The sequence below is a fragment of the Mesorhizobium sp. Root695 genome (assembly GCF_001428185.1).
Classification (GTDB): Bacteria; Pseudomonadota; Alphaproteobacteria; order Rhizobiales; family Rhizobiaceae; genus Mesorhizobium.
Genome location: NZ_LMHO01000013.1, coordinates 88130 through 105356, shown reverse-complemented (window position 1 = coordinate 105356; position 17227 = coordinate 88130). Strand labels below are relative to the sequence as shown.

The window sequence follows — 17227 nt, the reverse complement described above, 5'->3', positions numbered from 1 at the left end:
GACGCCCAGGAATACGGGGCGCCGAGTTTCGCCGCCGGGAACGCCGCCTGCGACACGCATCAAGTTTTTGATTTTATTGATTTCTCAGCCGAATGCCCCCTCGCTCGGGCCGATGCCGACACGAGCCGACATGCCGCACTTAATCTTGTCGTGAGCCCGAAAACCGCCTCCTCCCCAGGCTGGGCCCGAGGAGGATCCTGTTGAGTGAAGTGCCTCAGGCCGGAATCCTGATGAGGATTTCGGCAACTTCGCCGTCCTTCAGTTCGACCGCCGAAACCTTGGTCTTGGCCCCATTCACCTCCAGCGACACGGCCTTGGCCTTATTGTCGCGGATGACCCGAACCCTGAGTTCCGCCCCCAGCATCTTGAGATTTGCCGAATAGCCGTCCCAGTGGCTGGGCAGCTTCGGCTTGAACTGGATACGCTTGCCGCGCCGTTCGATGCCGAGAATGCCTTCGACCGCCGCCCTGTAGAGCCAACCGGCGGAGCCGGTGTACCAGGTCCAGCCGCCACGGCCGCCCTTGCTGTTGCCGGCATTGTCGTCGCCGGCATAGATATCGGCCGCCACGACATAGGGCTCGACGCGATAGTGCTCGGCCGACGCCTCGTCGGTCGCATGGTTGACCGGGTTCAGCATCGAGAAACAGCGATAGGCCTCATCGACCTGCCCCATCTCGGCGAGCGCGATGACGAACCACGTAGCGGCATGGGTGTATTGACCGCCATTCTCGCGCACACCGGGCGGATAGCTCTTGATGTAACCCGGGTCCTTCTCCGTCTTGGAGAAGGGCGGCGTGAAGAGCTTGACGATGTTGAGCTTGTCGTCGACGAGCATCTTCGTCGCCTGCTCCATCGCCGTCGTCGACCGCGCCGGATCGCCCTCTCCCGAAAGCACGCTCCAGGATTGGGCGATCGAGTCGATCTTGCACTCCTGCGAATTGCGAGACCCCAGAGGGGTGCCATCGTCGAAGCTTCCGCGCCGGTACCATTCGCCGTCCCATGCCGTGCTCTCAAGCGCCCGCTTCAAGACATCGGCATGTTTTGCCCAGGCCTGTGCACGCTTGGCATCGCCTTCGGTCTTGGCAACGGGGGCAAAGTCGCCCAGCGTCCTCAGCAGGAACCAGCCAAGCCAGACGCTCTCGCCCTTGCCGTGCTCGCCGACGCGGTTCATGCCGTCGTTCCAGTCGCCGCCGAGGATCAGCGGCAGGCCCGCGGGGCTGCTGCGCTTGATGGCGAGGTCCAGCGCACGCGCGCAATGGTCGTAGAGCGACGCCGTCTTCTTCGAAATTTCCGGGGTGAAGAAGGCATCGTGCTCGCCCTCGCCCAGCGCCTGCCCGTCGATGAAGGGCAATTGCTCCTTGAGGATAGTGGCGTCACCCGTGACCAGCAGATAGCGCGCCGTGGCGTGGGCCAGCCAGACCACGTCGTCGGAGATCAACGTGCGCACGCCGGCGCCGGTGCGCGGCAGCCACCAATGCTGCACGTCGCCTTCGGGAAACTGCCGCCGCGCCGCGTTGAGGATCTGGTCGCGCGCCAGTTGCGGATCATGCGCCAGCAACGCCAGCGTGTCCTGCAACTGGTCGCGGAACCCGAAGGCACCGCTGGCTTGGTAGAAGGCGGAGCGGGCGCGGATGCGGCAGGCCAGGCTCTGATAGGGCAGCCAGTGATTGACCATGGCGTCGAGCGCCTTGTCCGGCGTCTCGACCTGGATGGTGTCAAGGAAGCCGCGCCACACGCGCTCATTGTCGGCCAGCCGCTGATCGAAATCCTTGACGCGGTGCTCCTGCACCAGGGCGCTCGCCTCCGAGACGGACTCGGCGTCGCCGAGCAGCCACAACAGCGTCACGTCGCCGCCGGCCGGAATCTCGATGTCACGAGCGATTGCCGCGCACGGATCGTCGCCGGCCTCGACACGGTCCGATAGTGCAGCACCGCTCAGCACCGCCTGCGGAAGCTCGCTGGAGCCTTGCCGGCCGAGGAACTCCGAGCGGTCTGATGTCACCGAGTGCACGCCACCGTCGGCGGCAAGGAAGGCCACCCGTTCACTGAAATCGAGCCCGTAGGGGTTTTGTGCCAGCAACGCCCCGCTGGCGGCGTCCCGCGACGGGACGATGGTTGCCGCCGTGCGCGACCGATGCCCGCCGAGCACCCATTCGGCATAGGCATAGACACGCAGTCGCGCCGGCACCGAGCCGGAATTCTGGATACGCAGCCGCGAGATCTTCACCGGGTCGATCGGATCGACGACATGGGTAAGGTCCATCGACAACGGCCCGCGCTTGGAGCGGAAGGTCGAGAAACCCTGGCCATGCCAGGCCTCGTAGGTCATCGAGGGATCGCGCACCATGGCGGCGAGCGGCGAGAACGCCTTGCCGCTGGCCTGATCGTAGATGTAGAGGCCCTCGCCCGGCCGGTTCGAGACCGGATCGTTCGACCACGGCGTCAACTGGTAGTCGCGGCTGTTGCGGCTCCAGGTGAAGGCAGCCCCCTCGGCGGAGGTGTGGAAGCCGAAAGAGGCGTTGGAGACGACGTTGATCCACGGCTGCGGCGTCGTGCGCCGGCCGGCCAGGCGCACGACATAATGCCGCCCGTCGCCATCGAAACCTCCAAACCCGTTCCACTGGCTGAGCCCGCCGCCATCGGCGCTGACATTTGCCACCGCCTGCAAGGCAGATGCATGCGTCGTGGGCGTCAGCGACGGCGGCTCACGCGGAACCGGCAATGCTGCCGGCTGCAGGGCGTCTCGCGCCTGCAGGGCGGCCGCCTCGGCCCGCTCGATCTGGTCGAAGATGGTGCCGTTGCGCGTGTGCAGGACCACCCTGGCGACGGCGAGCAGCGTCTTGTAGGTCGTCTCGTCCATGAGGTCGCGGCGCACCGCGAAGATGTGCTGGCGAGGTCCGAGCTCCTTGCCGCGCAAACGGCTGTTCTCGCATAGCGTCTCGACCGCCCGCTGCAGGTCCTGGACATAGGAGGACGCCTGCTCGTTGACGACGACGAAGTCGATCATCATGCCGCGGGTGCGCATGTATTCCTGGAAGCGTAGCGCCTGGGCGACGATTTCCAGATCGGCGACGTCGCCGATCCTGACCAGGAAGATCGGAAAATCGCCGGAAATGCTGGTTGGCCACAGGCTCGATTGCTTGCCCAGCCCCGAGGCGATGGATTCAGCGGGAAGACGCAGGAACGGATCCGGATAGATCAGATAGCGCGCCAGCTTCTGCACATTGGCGGCATCGGTCAGGCTGAGGCCCATATGGCGGGTCTGCACTTGGCTGCGCGTCCAGGCGAGCATGGCCTGGCGGGCAAAGCTCTCCGGGTGGTCGAGCCGGGCGATGGCCTCGTCCAGCTCAGTGCGGCCGGCGCCGACGACGGTCCAGAAGGTCAGCGATATCTTCTTGTTGGCCGGCACACGCACCTGGCGGCGCAGCGAGGCGACGGGATCGAGCGTGAAGCCCGAATGGCCGCCAAGCCTGGCGCCCGGATCGAAGGCGGCCGCGTCGACGATGGTACGGCCACGGCCGATGAAGGCGCGCCTGTCGGTCTCGGCCTCGGCATCGCGCGCCGATCCGGACGGATCGGTGACGAAATGCACCATGGCGATATCCGGCTCGCTGGTCTCGCGCTTGCGCCGCGTGGCGAAGATCGCCGCTTTATTCGATGCGATTTCGGTTTCCACGAACATCTTCGAGAAGGCCGGATGCGCATTGTCGGACACTTCCAGGCCGAGCACCAGCTCGGCAAAGGAGGTCACTTCGATGTGACGGTCGGACGGACCGTCATTGTAGAGCGTGACCCGACGGCCCTCGCCATTGCCTTCCGAGATGACGATGCATTCGACCTCGGAGCGCAACGTGCCAACCGATTTGACGAAGCTCGCCTTGTCGTCGGAGAACAAGGTCTGCGCCTTTTCCTCGGCCGCACGCTTCGGCTCAGCCGTCGCCGACCACCAGTCGCCCGTGCCGGCGTCACGCAGGAAGATGTAGGAGCCGAGACGGTCCTCGGTCGGATCCGGCTGCCAGCGGGTGACGGAGAGATCACCCCAGCGGCTGTAGCCCGAGCCGGTCGCGGTGACCATCACCGAATAGCGACCGTTCGACATGACGCTGGTCGACCGCAGCGATTGCAGCGGGTTGAGCACGATGCGGGTGTCGGGGCTGTCGACTTCTGTCTCGTCCTTGGCGCGTTCGTCGGCCTCGGTCCTGACGGTCGCGGTCGGGATGTCGCGCGGTGCCCTCTCCTGCAGCAATAGTTCGGCCGATTCGATGACCGGATCGCTGTGGAAGCGATCGCGCATGCGGCCTTCGAAGATGGCGTCGGCAACCGCCACGATCGACATGCCTGAATGGTGGGCCATGTAGTTCTGCACGACTGCATGATCGGTGCCTTCCGGCACGCGCTGCGGCGTGAAGTCAACGGCGTCGTAGTAACCGTGGCGGCCAAGCGCGCCGATCTCCCGCAATCGGGCGAGGTTCTGCACGGCTTCGCGCGGGTTGAACTGGGCCGCCAATATGGTGGCGTAAGGCGCGATCACCGTGTTCTGGCCAAGGCCGCGCTTCAGCCCGAGCCCGGGCACGCCGAAATTGGTGTACTGGTAAGTCAGCTCGCGGTCGCGGGCATTGTAGGCCGCTTCCGAAATGCCCCACGGCACGTTCTTCTGGCGGCCATACTGGATCTGGCGCTTGATGATCAGCTTGCTGGTCTGGTTGAGGATCGAGCCCTGCGGCTCCTTCATCACCAGCGGCGGCATCAAATATTCGAACATCGAGCCGGACCAGGACATCAGCGCGCCCTGGAACCCGATCTCGACGATCGGCCGGCCCAGCCGGAACCAGTGCTCGGTCGGCAGGTCACCCTTGGCGATGGCGAACAGGCTGGTCAGCCGCGCCTCTGAGGCCAAAAGGTCGTAGCAGCTTTCATCGAGCTGATGCTCCTCGACCCGGTAGCCGATTGACAGCAGCTTGCGCTCCGGCCGCATCAGGAAGGAGAAATCCATCTCGAAGGCGAAGCGGCGCGTCCGCTCGCGCAATGTGAGCAGCTTGGCACGCAGCGCCTCGACGGCATTGTCGTCGCTGTGCGCGTCATGCACATGCGCTTCGCAGGTGGCTTCCAACCTTGCCGCCCAGTCGACAATGACATCGCTCTGCGGCGACGCCGCCTCGGTGTGGATTGCGGTGGCCAATTTGCGGATCTCGCCGGCCAGCACAGCCAGGTTGATGGTGCGGATCGACGCCATTTCCGGCTGCGCCTTGATGGTGTCGACAGCGCGCCGCATGCCGTCGAGACGGTCGGCGAGGCGCTGGCGCAGGGGGCGCAACTGGCGGCGGTCGTCGGGCAGTTCGTCAAGGCTTTCGCTGAGGATGGTGACGGTGTCGAGAATGCCTTCGAAATCGCCCTGGAGATGGACGGAGGGCGCTTCGGCCCATTCGGCGCAAGCTGCCGCCACCGCCACCAGATGGCCGGCGAGATTGCCGCTGTCGACAGCCGAGATGTAAAGCGGATAGAGCGGCTTCAGCGTCGTCGTGTCATACCAGTTGAAGAGGTGGCCGCGATCACGCGGCATACCCTCGATCGTCGTCATGGTGGCGTCGATGCGGGTGATGGCGTCGGACAGGCTGATCCAGCCGAAGTCGCGGGCGGAGACGACGGACAGCAGGTAGACGCCGATATTGGTCGGCGAGGTGCGTGGCGCGACCACCGGCGCCGGGCTTTCCTGGAAATTGTCCGGCGGCAGATGGTGATGCTCTGATGTCACGAAGCTTTCGAAATAGTGCCATGTGCGCCGCGCCACCGTGCGCAACGTATGGATATCAGCCTGCGATATGCGCAAGCGATCCTCGGTTTCAGCCGAACGGCTGATCCAGCTGGCGATGGCGGGCGAGCCAATCCAGAACAGGGCGAAGAAGAAGGCAACGAAGGCGCCGGTCGAATCGGCCAGCACCGGAATGGCAAGGCCGACGAAGCCGATGATCACGGCGCCATACATCATGCCGTAATAGGAACCGACGTCATTGTCGCCCGCCTTGTGCGCCTGCGAGGCGGTGCGCCATTCCAGCAGGTTCTGGCGGCTGACGAACAGCCGGTAGAGCGTGCGCACGATGGCGTCGCCCATCATCCAGGCGTTATGCGCCATCAGCACGATCTTCAGCGCCACCATGGCGGTGCCGAAGGCGACGTCACGCGCCAGGGCCGAGAAATGGCCGCGCGGCGTCTGGTCGCCGCTCTTGGGCAGGATGGCGTTGACGATGTCGAATGTCGGCGCCATGAACAGGCTAAGGATCAACAGGGCCTGCCACTGCGCAGCCTGCGTGAAGGGCAGCAGCGTCCAGCCGGCGATCGCCGCCATCACCCAGAAGATCGGCGTCAGCGAGCGGCGCAGATTGTCGATCATCTTCCAGCGCGACAGACCCGGCACGCCGGAGCGCGGACCGAGCATGAAGCCGAGCAGCTGCCAGTCGCCGCGTGCCCAGCGATGGTGGCGCGAGGCGTCGACCGAGTAGCGCGTCGGATAATCCTCGACCAGTTCGACGTCGGTGACCAGCGCCGAGCGCGCCAGCGCGCCTTCCAGCAGATCATGGCTGAGGACGGTGTTCTCCTCGATGCGGCCCTGTAGCGCGGCCTCGAAGGCGTCGACGTGATAGAGCCCCTTGCCGGTGAAGGAACCGTCGCCGAAGACGTCCTGATAGAGGTCGGACACCGCAAAGACGTAAGGGTCGAGGCCGCGGTTGGCCGAGAAGACCCGCTGGAAAAACGACGCGTCGTCGCCGCTGGTCAGCGACGCGGTGATGCGCGGCTGCAAGATCGCATAGCCGGCCGTGACAATGCGCTTGCTGGCGTCGAAATGCGGGCGGTTGAGCGGGTGGCAAAGCTTGCCGACGAGGGTCGCGACCGCATCGCGGGTGGTGCGCGTGTCGGCATCGAGCGTCATCACATGAACGACGTTCTCCGGCAGTGGCACGTCGAGCGGCAGGAACGTGGTGTCGCTGTCGCCGCGCAGCAGGAGGTCGAGCTCGTGCAGCTTGCCGCGCTTGCGCTCCCAGCCCATCCAGGACCCTTGAGCCGCATTGAAGAGCCGGCGCCGGTGCAGGATGTAGAAACGCGGGGCGCCTTCGGAGGGATAGCGGGCGTTGAGGCGAGCGATCTCGGCGCGGGCAAATTCGAGGATTTCGGTATCCGCCGCATCGATTTCGGTCTTGCTGTCGGGCCAGTCCGACAGCAGCGCGAAATGGATTTCATCGGCCGTGTTGGCGAGATGATGCACCTCGATATTGCGGATGTTTTCCTCGACATCGTCGCGCGAGCCGATCAGCGAAGGCACCACCACCAGCGTGCGCGCCTCGGGCGGTACGCCGTGCCTGTAATCGTAGCCGACAAGGCGCGTCGGTTTCAGGAACAGCGATACGACAGTGTTGAAGAAGGCGAGCGCACCCTCACTGGCCGGCACGGCAAACAGCGCCAGCATCAGGACGATCGACGGCACTGACAGGCCAAGATTGGCAAGAGCATTGCCGGAGAGGACGAGAAGCAGGGCCGTCAGCGCAAACACCGGTACGACAATGCCAAGCCATCCGGTCTTGCGGAAGGCGCGCTTGACCGTCTGGCTGATGGTGGGCCGATAGCCGATCGCCTTCTCCAGCTCCAGCCGGCGTGGGCCGACGAGAAAGAAGCCGACATCGGTGTGGGCGGATAAGATCGGACCCGCATCGCTTTCACCGTCGCCTAGCATGGTCTCGCTGGCGGCGTGGCCGGCCAGCTCGATAGCTTTTTCGGCGACCCGATATTCCGACAGGTCCGAGCGGCGCGCCAGTTCCTCGATCGCGGTCCGGTACTGGTCACGCGAAAAGAAGTCGAGAGCGGCGAAATCGGTGCGCTCGCGCAGCACGGTATCGATGCGGCTGACGCCTTCGAACCACACGGTCCAGTCGACGTCGTTGATGAGGCGCAGGCCGCGAATGATGTTGCCCGTCGTCACATTGCCGCTGGACAGCGTGTGATGTTCGGAAATGATGATTTCCTCGGCATCGGAGCCGGTCTTTTCGAGTTCGCCTTCCAGCCATTCCAGGGCCTTGCCGGCATTCTGCGATCCATCGCGCAAGCGGTAGAGCAGCTGGGTGGCAAAGGTGGTGTCCTGCGCGTGGGCGCTGAAGTTGGACAGGATCGCCTGCCGGTCGGCGCTGTCGTCGGTCGCCAGGACCTTGTCCGCCACATCATTGGCTATCTGGCGCATCTGACGGGTGCGGTTGACCCTGACCGCCAGCCGGCGGAGATTTTCGATCAGGACGAAGCGCAACAGCGATGGCAGCGCCCAGAGTTCGCCGATCTTGAGCGGCTCGACCGACTGAAAGCCCTGGACGATGGATTTGAACATCGTCGCCGAGACGGAACTGTCCGAATGCGCCACATAGGTCCAGGCCAGTGCCAGCGCGCGTGGCACGCTGCCATTGTCAGGCAGTTTCAAGGTCGGCAGCTGGCGATAGAAGCGGCGCGGCAGATCGCGCTTGACCTGGAAAATGGTCTCTTCGACCAGATAATTGTTGTCGAGCAGCCATTGTGCCGCCGGCGTGATCGTCTCGCCTCTCGCCTGCGCCGCATTGGTCGACCGGTAGACCTCCAGGATCTTCTTGGCGCTGTCGCGGACACGCGCCTGAAAATCGAAGGGCGTCAGGCCGAACAAATCGGTTAGATCGCCTTTTGCCAGACTTTCACCGAGCAGCCGAAGACGCTCTTCAGGCAGGTAATTGGAGCGGATCGGCTCTTCGGTGATGGCCGGGAAGCTCGCGCTTGTCTTCTCGATTGGGGCAGGGTTCGTCTGAATATTCATTGAAAATTCCGTAAGCGGGCAGGCAGCGGCGTCACCGCCACGCAATGGCCCTAAAACCGATTCAAATGCAATTGGTTGCATAAACCCCATTTGCCGAAAGTTTGTTTCCGCGCCACGACAGGACGTCATCTCCCAGCGAAAAACAACGATGAACACCCCTCCTCCCGACGAGATCGATCGACGGGGAGGATTCGGGCTTTTTCGTGATGCCCGCCGTCAGCTTACGCTATAATTGGCCGGCATCACGATCATGTTTGGAAACAAGCTTTAATCGTTGCCGGAGATGACGCCGATCCGGATCACGAACAGCGTTGTCTCATGGGCGGCCTGGACAAGCAGGCCGGCGCTGTCCGGATCGGGCAGCAGCGTGTCGAGCGGCCCGAGGCGAACCGGTTCGGCGGCGGGCACGATGACTTCGCCGTTCAAGCACAAGACGAGGGTTGTGCCGGCTCCGGTCCGGATTTCCACGGGAGCCGAAATCACCAGGCGTTCGACCGAATGCGTCATCCGGCTTCTGCGGGTCATGACATTGAGATCGCTGATCGGCCCGCCGACCAGCGCGGCGGCGGTCGGCACGTCGGCTGGGAAGGAAAACGGGTCGGTCGCCCTGTTGATGGATGTCGGCGGGTAGCCGGCAATGTCGAGGACGATGCCCTCGCCCTCGAGCACGGCAAGGGTTCGATCGATGCCGGCAAACCGCGAGAACGGGCCGCTCAATTCGACGCGAGCCGTCGAGACGCGCCAGTCGAAGTCGTCGAGTCCTGCACCCGCGGGCGAGACGGCGATCTCCGTCGTCACGCCGCCGCCGTTCTTCCACGGCATCGACCGGTATTCGGCTGCCCGCAGGATGCGCATCGGCTCAGCCAATCAGCCGAGAATGCCGGGCAGGTTGAGTTGGTGCTCCTTGGCGCATTCGATGGCGATGTCGTAGCCGGCATCGGCGTGGCGCATGACACCAGTCGCCGGGTCGTTCCACAACACCCGCTCCAGGCGCTTGGCCGCTTCACGCGTCCCGTCGGCGACGATGACCATGCCGGCGTGCTGGGAAAAGCCCATGCCGACGCCGCCGCCATGGTGCAGCGACACCCAGGTGGCGCCAGACGCGGTGTTGAGCAGCGCGTTGAGCAGCGGCCAGTCGGACACGGCGTCCGAGCCGTCCTTCATGGATTCCGTTTCGCGGTTCGGCGAGGCGACCGAGCCGGAATCGAGGTGATCGCGGCCGATGACGACAGGCGCCTTCAGCTCGCCCTTGGCCACCATCTCGTTGAAGGCGAGGCCCAGCCGATGCCGGTCGCCGAGGCCGACCCAGCAGATGCGCGCCGGCAGGCCCTGGAAGGCGATGCGCTCGCGCGCCATGTCCAACCAGTTGTGCAGATGGGTGTTGCCGGGCGTCAGTTCGCGCACCTTGGCGTCGGTCTTGTAGATGTCCTCGGGATCGCCGGAAAGCGCTACCCAGCGGAACGGACCGATGCCGCGGCAGAACAGCGGGCGGATATAGGCCGGCACGAAGCCGGGGAAGGCAAAGGCGTTCTCGAAGCCCTCCTCCTTGGCCACCTGACGGATGTTGTTGCCATAGTCGAGCGTCGGCACGCCGGCGTTCCAGAACGCCACCATCGCCTCGACATGTTCGCGCATCGAGGCGCGTGCCGCCCTCTCCACCGCCTTCGGGTCGCTGACGCGCTTCTCGCGCCACTCAGCCATCGTCCAGCCCTTCGGCAGATAGCCGTTGATGGGATCATGCGCCGAGGTCTGGTCGGTGACCATATCGGGGCGAATGCCACGCCTGAACATTTCCGGGACGATCTCGGCCGTATTGCCAAGCAGGCCGACCGACTTCGCCTCGCCGGCCTTGGTCCAGCGTTCGATCTTTTCCAGCGCCTCGTCGAGCGTGTCGGCGCGCTCGTCGACGTAGCGGGTGCGCAGGCGAAAATCGATCGAGTCCGGATTGCATTCAATCGCCAGGCAGCAGGCGCCGGCCATGACGGCGGCGAGTGGCTGGGCGCCGCCCATGCCTCCGAGCCCGCCGGTCAGGATCCATTTTCCCTTGAGATTGCCGCCATAATGCTGGCGGCCGGCCTCGACGAAGGTCTCATAGGTGCCCTGCACGATGCCTTGCGTACCGATGTAGATCCACGAGCCGGCCGTCATCTGGCCGTACATCATCAGGCCCTTCTTATCGAGCTCGTTGAACTTTTCCCAGGTCGCCCAGTGCGGCACCAGGTTGGAATTGGCGATCAGCACGCGCGGTGCGTCGGGATGGGTGCGGAACACGCCGACCGGCTTGCCGGACTGCACCAGCAAAGTCTCGTCATCGGCCAGCGTCCGCAACGAGGCGACGATGCGGTCGAAATCGTTCCAGGTCCGCGCCGCCCGGCCGATGCCGCCATAGACGACCAACTCGTTGGGGTTTTCGGCGACGTCCGGGTCGAGATTGTTCATCAGCATGCGCAGCGGCGCTTCCGTCAGCCAGGAGCGGGCGCTGATTTCCGTGCCGCGCGGGCTGCGGACTTCACGGATGTTGTGGCGAGGATTGTTCATGGCGTCACTCCATAAAAGGATCGAATGTCAGCCGCGCGCCCAGGTGATCGCGGTCTCAAGGATTTTCCGCAGCGTGGCGCGGATGGGTGCTGCAAACTCGGCATCGTAAGGCACAGGCCAGTTGTCCGGCATGCCCTTGCCATCGGGCTCGCGCATGTAGCCGCGGTTGGACAGTTCCATCTGAAGCGCATGCACGCCATCTTGAGGTTGTCCGAAATGGCGCGTGATCCAGCCGCCCTTGAAACGGCCATTGACGACAGAGGCCTCGCCGGTCTCGGCCATGATCTGATCGACCATCACCTGCAAGGTTGGATCGGCGCTCTTGCCATCGTTGGTGCCGAGATTGAACACCGGCAGCGTGCCTTCAAACAGGCGCGGCAGCACCGAACGGATCGAGTGGCAATCATAGAGGACGATCTTGTCATGCAGCCCGCGCAAGCGGCCGATCTCAGCCTGCAAGGCAGCATGGTAGGGCACGAAGAATTTTTCGCGCCGCTCATCAACCTCTGAAGGCCCTGGCTCCTCACCTTCGCGGTAGAGCGGATCGCCATCGAAAGTCTCGGTCGGGCAGAGGCCGGTCGTCGCCTGGCCGGGGTAGAGCGAGGCGCCGGACGGGTCGCGGTTGACGTCGATGACGGTGCGCGAGATCGCCGTATGCACGACAGTTGCCCCGAGATCGCCTGCGAAATCATAGAGCTTGTCGATCCACCAGTCGCAATCGCGGCGACCGAGCCAGGGTGACACCRGCCGGTTCTCGAGGCCGGCGAGATCGATGCCGGTGTGGGGGATCGACACCAGCAGCGGGGCTGTGCCAGGCGTGACGGTGAGCCAGGGCGTGCTTGCCATCATGCCGCTCCACAAATCGACGGCAGCGCTATCGCGCCGGCAGCCTTGATGGTCGCGCCGCTGCGCACCATGGCGATGGCCTTTTCCATGTCGGGGTGGAAATACCGGTCATTGTCGAGATGCGGCACCTCGGCCCGGACCAGCTTGCGCACGGCCTCGAGTGCCGTGCTCGACGCCAGCGGCGCATGGAAATCGCAACCTTGCGCGGCGGCGAGCAATTCGATGCCGATGACCGCGGTGGCGTTCTCGACCATGCCGATCAGCCGGCGCGCGCCGTGCGCCGCCATCGAAACGTGGTCTTCCTGGTTGGCCGAGGTGGGAATCGAATCGACGCTGGCCGGATAGGCTTTCTGCTTGTTTTCGGAAACAAGCGCCGCCGCCGTCACCTGCGGGATCATGAAGCCGGAGTTCAGGCCGGGCTTCGGCGTCAGGAAGGCCGGCATGCCGGACAGCGCCGGGTCGACCAGCATGGCAATGCGGCGTTCCGACAGCGAACCGATCTCGCAGACGGCAAGCGCGATCATATCGGCGGCGAAGGCCACCGGCTCGGCGTGGAAATTTCCGCCGGACAGTGCGGTGTCATCCTCGGCGAAGATCAGCGGATTGTCGGTGACGCCATTAGCCTCGGTACCGAGCGCGTCGGCCGCCTGGCGCAGCACGGTGAGTGCCGCGCCCATGACCTGCGGCTGGCAGCGCAGGCAATACGGATCCTGAACGCGCTCGTCGCCAACCCGGTGCGATTCACGGATGGCGCTGCCGGCCATCAAATTGCGCAGCGCGTCCGCCGTCTCGATCTGGCCGGGATGTTTTCTCAGCAGATGGATGCGTGGATCGAACGGCGCGTCAGAGCCCTTGGCCGCATCGGTCGACAAGGCGCCGGCGACCAGCGCCGACTGGTAGAGCACTTCGGCCTCGAACAAAGCAGCCAGCGCATAGGCCGTCGAGAATTGCGTGCCATTGAGCAACGCCAGGCCTTCCTTGGCGCCCAATGTCACCGGCTCCAGCCCATGCGAGACAAAGGCGACCTTGGCCGGGAAGCGTCCATGCGGGGTGAAGCATTCGCCGACACCGATCATCACCGCCGTCATGTGCGACAGCGGAGCAAGGTCGCCGGAGGCGCCGACCGAGCCTTGCGCCGGCACCACCGGGATGACGTCGTTGGCCAGCATCGCTTCGAGCAACTCGATGGTTTGCGGCCGCACGCCAGAGGCGCCCTGCGCCAGGCTGGCGAGCTTCAGCGCCATCATCAGCCGGCAAACGGCTGATGGCATCGGCTCGCCGACGCCGGCGGCGTGCGACAGCACGATGTTGCGCTGCAGAGTCTCCAGGTCTTCGGCCGGGATGCGGACGCTCGCCAGTTTGCCAAAGCCGGTGTTGATGCCATAGACCGGCTCGCCCTTGGCAACGATCCTGGCGACGGCCTCGGCGCTCGCCTTGATTTTCGGCCGGCAGGCATCGTCGAGCTTCAGTGCGGCGCCACGATAGATGGCGCGCCAGTCGGCCAGCGTCGCATTGCCGGGCTTCAGGGTCAGTTCGGTCATTGTCCTCTCCAGATGCGGGCATGCAACGGGTTGAAGCCCATGCGGTAGACGAGTTCGGCGGGGCGCTCGATGTCCCAGACCGCCAGGTCGGCGGATTTCCCGACCTCGAGCGTGCCGGTTTCACCCAGCAAACCAAGCGCGCGGGCCGCCTCGCGGGTGACGCCGGCAAGGCATTCGTCGACGGTCAGACCGAACAGGGTCGCGGCCATGTTCATGGTCAAAAGCAGCGAGGTCAGCGGCGAGGTGCCGGGATTGTTGTCGGTGGCGACAGCCATCTTGACGCCGTGCTGGCGAAACAGGCCGATCGGCGGCTTCTTGGTTTCGCGAATGAAATAGTAGGCGCCGGGCAGGATCGTCGCCACGGTTCCGGCCCTGGCCATCGCCGCCGCACCCGCCTCATCGGTGTATTCTAGATGGTCCGCCGACAGCGCACCGTAGCGGGCGGCGAGTTCGGCGCCATGCAGGTTGGACAACTGGTCGGCATGGAGCTTGACCGGCAGGCCGGCCGCCTTGGCCGCGTCGAAGACGCGCGCCATCTGCTCCGGCGAAAAGGCGATGCCCTCGCAAAACCCGTCGACAGCATCGGCCAGCCCCTCGGCGGCAACCGCCGGGAGAATCTCCTTGGCGACCAGATCGATGAAAGCTTCCTTGTCGCCCTTGGCTTCCGGCGGCAGCGCATGGGCGCCGAGGAAAGTCGTGCGGATCGTCACCGGCCGCCGTTCACCCAATTGGCGGGCCGCACGCAGCGACTTCCTTTCGTTTTCGAGGTCGAGGCCGTAGCCTGACTTTGCCTCCACGGTGGTTACGCCTTCGTCGATCAACGCATCGAGGCGCCGCAGCGATTGGGTGACCAGTTCGCCCTCGCTGGCGGCGCGCAAGGATTTGACCGAGGAGACGATGCCGCCGCCGGCTCTGGCGACCTCTTCATAGGTGGCGCCGGCCAGCCGCATCTCGAACTCGTTGGCGCGGTTGCCGGCATGGACCAGATGGGTGTGGCAGTCGATCAGGCCGGGCGTGATCCAGCGGCCCTCGCAATCGACCGTCTCAGCACCCTGGGCAAGTGTTGAGGGCAGCTCCGACTCGGGGCCGGCATAGACGATGCGGCCGTCACGCGCAGCGACCGCGCCGTGTTCGACGACGCCAAGTCCGGCAGACCCTTCGGCCATGGTCGCCAGGCGCGCATTGCGCCATAGACGAAGATCCCCTGCCCGGCTTTTGCTCTCTGCGGCCATCATCTTTTCCGTTTCAATCGATGACGATTATGTATATACATATTAAAACACACTGCAAGTGCCATCATCGCATGAGAGACAGAGAACCGGAGAGAAAAGTGGCAGCGATCTTTGCGGAACAGGCACTCCTTCCCGATGGCTGGCACGACAATGTGCGGCTCACCTTGGCAGAGGGACGCATTACAGCCGTTCAGCCTGGCGCCGCGGCGGCAGCCGGGGACGAACGCCACGCGATCCTGTTGCCCGGCATGCCCAACCTGCACAGCCATGCCTTCCAGCGCGGCATGGCCGGCCTTGCCGAGCTTCGCGGCCCCTCCGCCGACAGTTTCTGGAGCTGGCGCGAGGTGATGTACCGCTTCGCCCTGTCGATGACGCCCGATCAGGTCGAGGCGGTTGCAGCGCAGCTCTATGTCGAGATGCTGGAGGCCGGTTTTTCACGCGTCGGCGAATTTCACTATCTGCATCACGACCGCGATGGAAAACCCTACGCCAACCTCGCCGAGATGGCCGAGCGCATTTCGGCCGCGGCCGGCGAAACCGGTATCGGCCTGACGCTGCTGCCGGTGTTTTATGCGCACTCATCTTTCGGCGGTACGGCACCAAACGAGGGCCAGCGACGATTCATCAACGATGTGAGCCGGTTCTCGCGGCTTGTTGAGAAATGCCGCGAATCGGTTCGCGCGTTGAATCAGGCTGTCGTCGGCGTCGCTCCGCACAGTTTGCGTGCCGCGACACCGGAAGAACTCACCGCCGTAGCAGCGATTGCGCCTGATGGGCCAATTCACATCCATATCGCCGAGCAGGTGAAAGAAGTCGAGGATTGCCTTGCCTGGTCCGGCGCGCGGCCGGTAGAATTTCTGCTTGGCCATGCCAAGGTCGACAAGCGCTGGTGCCTGATCCACGCCACCCATATGACCGATGCGGAAACCGTTGCCATGGCCAGGAGTGGCGCCATCGCCGGTCTTTGCCCGATCACCGAGGCCAATCTCGGTGACGGCACTTTTGCGGCGCCGCTGTTCAGAGAACATGGCGGCCGTTTTGGCGTCGGCTCCGATTCCAACGTGCTGATCGGCCTGCCCGACGAATTGCGCCAGCTCGAATATTCGCAGCGCCTCGCCCACCGCGCCCGCAATGTGCTCGCGGTTGCCGGCGGCTCGACCGGGCGGGCGCTGTTCGACGCCGCACTCGACGGCGGCAGCGTCGCGCTCGGTGCAGGCGCCTCCGCGATCGCCGCCGGCGCATCCGCCGATCTCGTCTCGCTCGACGCCAGCAATCCCTCGCTGGCCGGCAAGACCGGCGACGCGATCCTCGACGCCTGGATCTTCGCCAATGGCAGCAAGGTCGATTGCGTCTGGGTGCATGGCCACAAACAGGTCAGCGGCGGCAGGCATGTCAAGCGCGAGGCCATCACGGGGCGGTTTCGCAGCGTGATGACGGCGCTTTCAGCATGAGCATTGTCGAGACCGCGGATGGGGAAGGCACCGTCTCGCTGCACCAGCGCATCCTGTCCGACATCAGCGAACGCATCATGTCCGGTGCCTGGGCGCCTGGTCACCGCATTCCGTTCGAGCACGAACTGAGCACGCAATACAATTGCTCGCGCATGACGGTGAACAAGGCGCTGTCGCAGCTCGCCAAGGCCGGGCTGATCGAACGCCGCCGCCGTTCCGGCAGCTTTGTGCGCCGGCCGCAGTCGCAAGCGGCGGTGCTGGAAATCCACGACATCCGGATCGAGGTCGAGGCGCTCGGCCTGCCCTACCGCTACGAGCGCGTCGCTCGACACAAAAGGCGCAGCAGCGCCGAGGATCGCGCCCTGCTGGAGCAGGGCGTGGCCGGGCCGGTGCTGGCGCTGGAGTGTGGGCATTTCGCCGGCGAGCGGCCATTCGCGCATGAACAGCGGCTGATCAATCTCACCGCCGTGCCCGAGGCAGCAGACGAGGAATTCGTGGTCATAGCACCAGGACCGTGGCTGATTGGCCGCGTGCCGTGGAGCGAAGCCGAGCACCGGATTCGTGCTGTCGCCGCCGACAGGCACATCGCGGTCGCGCTCGATATCGCAGCCGGCGCGCCGTGCCTGGTGGTCGAGCGACGGACATGGAGCGCCGATCACCCGGTCACCCATGTGCGCTTTACCTATGCGGCCGAGAGCCACACGCTGGTGGCAAGGTTCAGGCCGTCGCAGGGGTGAGGCGTGTCCAGAGCCGCAGGCTGGCGAAAAGCCAACGATTTGGCTTTTCGAACGCCGAACGCCC

The 17227-nt window shown here is 64.8% G+C and carries 8 protein-coding genes; 2 read left to right on the top strand and 6 right to left on the bottom strand.

What is annotated here, in order from left to right:
* Nucleotides 1-214 precede the first annotated feature (214 nt).
* From ASD99_RS15550 to hutI, 6 genes are all read right to left on the bottom strand, one after another.
* Nucleotides 215-8818, bottom strand: a complete 8604-nt coding sequence (locus tag ASD99_RS15550) for a GH36-type glycosyl hydrolase domain-containing protein (protein ID WP_057144184.1) — start codon at nt 8816-8818, stop codon at nt 215-217.
* 267 nt (nt 8819-9085) lie between these two features.
* A complete protein-coding gene (locus ASD99_RS15545; RefSeq protein WP_057144183.1) occupies nt 9086-9673 on the bottom strand; it encodes a HutD family protein in 588 nt (195 codons plus the stop codon).
* Between the two features lie 12 nt (nt 9674-9685).
* Nucleotides 9686-11356, bottom strand: a complete 1671-nt coding sequence (gene hutU, locus ASD99_RS15540) for a urocanate hydratase (RefSeq protein ID WP_056593919.1) — start codon at nt 11354-11356, stop codon at nt 9686-9688.
* Between the two features lie 27 nt (nt 11357-11383).
* The gene (gene hutG / locus ASD99_RS15535; RefSeq protein ID WP_057144182.1) at nt 11384-12202 is read right to left on the bottom strand and encodes an N-formylglutamate deformylase; all 819 of its coding nucleotides are present in this window, start codon (nt 12200-12202) and stop codon (nt 11384-11386) included.
* Nucleotides 12202-13743: a histidine ammonia-lyase gene (gene hutH / locus ASD99_RS15530; protein WP_057144181.1), complete on the bottom strand. Its 1542-nt coding sequence runs from the start codon at nt 13741-13743 to the stop codon at nt 12202-12204. Before hutH ends, hutG begins: the two co-directional genes overlap by 1 nt.
* A complete protein-coding gene (gene hutI, locus ASD99_RS15525; protein WP_056593911.1) occupies nt 13740-14975 on the bottom strand; it encodes an imidazolonepropionase in 1236 nt (411 codons plus the stop codon). The genes hutH and hutI overlap by 4 nt, the downstream gene beginning before the upstream one ends.
* Nucleotides 14976-15073: 98 nt before the next feature.
* Between hutI and ASD99_RS15520 the strand changes: the two genes are divergently transcribed.
* On the top strand, nt 15074-16426 hold the full coding sequence (locus ASD99_RS15520; protein ID WP_057144180.1) for a formimidoylglutamate deiminase: 1353 nt from the start codon (nt 15074-15076) through the stop codon (nt 16424-16426).
* Nucleotides 16423-17163, top strand: a complete 741-nt coding sequence (gene hutC / locus ASD99_RS15515; RefSeq protein WP_057144179.1) for a histidine utilization repressor — start codon at nt 16423-16425, stop codon at nt 17161-17163. Before ASD99_RS15520 ends, hutC begins: the two co-directional genes overlap by 4 nt.
* Nucleotides 17164-17227: the final 64 nt, after the last annotated feature.

Excerpts from the sequence above, each read along its gene's own strand:
- hutC (WP_057144179.1), top strand. The coding sequence starts at position 16,423 with ATGAGCATTGTCGAGACCGCGGATGGGGAAGGCACCGTCTCGCTGCAC.
- hutU (WP_056593919.1), bottom strand. The coding sequence starts at position 11,356 with ATGAACAATCCTCGCCACAACATCCGTGAAGTCCGCAGCCCGCGCGGC.
- hutH (WP_057144181.1), bottom strand. The coding sequence starts at position 13,743 with ATGACCGAACTGACCCTGAAGCCCGGCAATGCGACGCTGGCCGACTGG.
- ASD99_RS15545 (WP_057144183.1), bottom strand. The coding sequence starts at position 9,673 with ATGCGCATCCTGCGGGCAGCCGAATACCGGTCGATGCCGTGGAAGAAC.
- hutI (WP_056593911.1), bottom strand. The coding sequence starts at position 14,975 with ATGGCCGCAGAGAGCAAAAGCCGGGCAGGGGATCTTCGTCTATGGCGC.
- ASD99_RS15550 (WP_057144184.1), bottom strand. The coding sequence starts at position 8,818 with ATGAATATTCAGACGAACCCTGCCCCAATCGAGAAGACAAGCGCGAGC.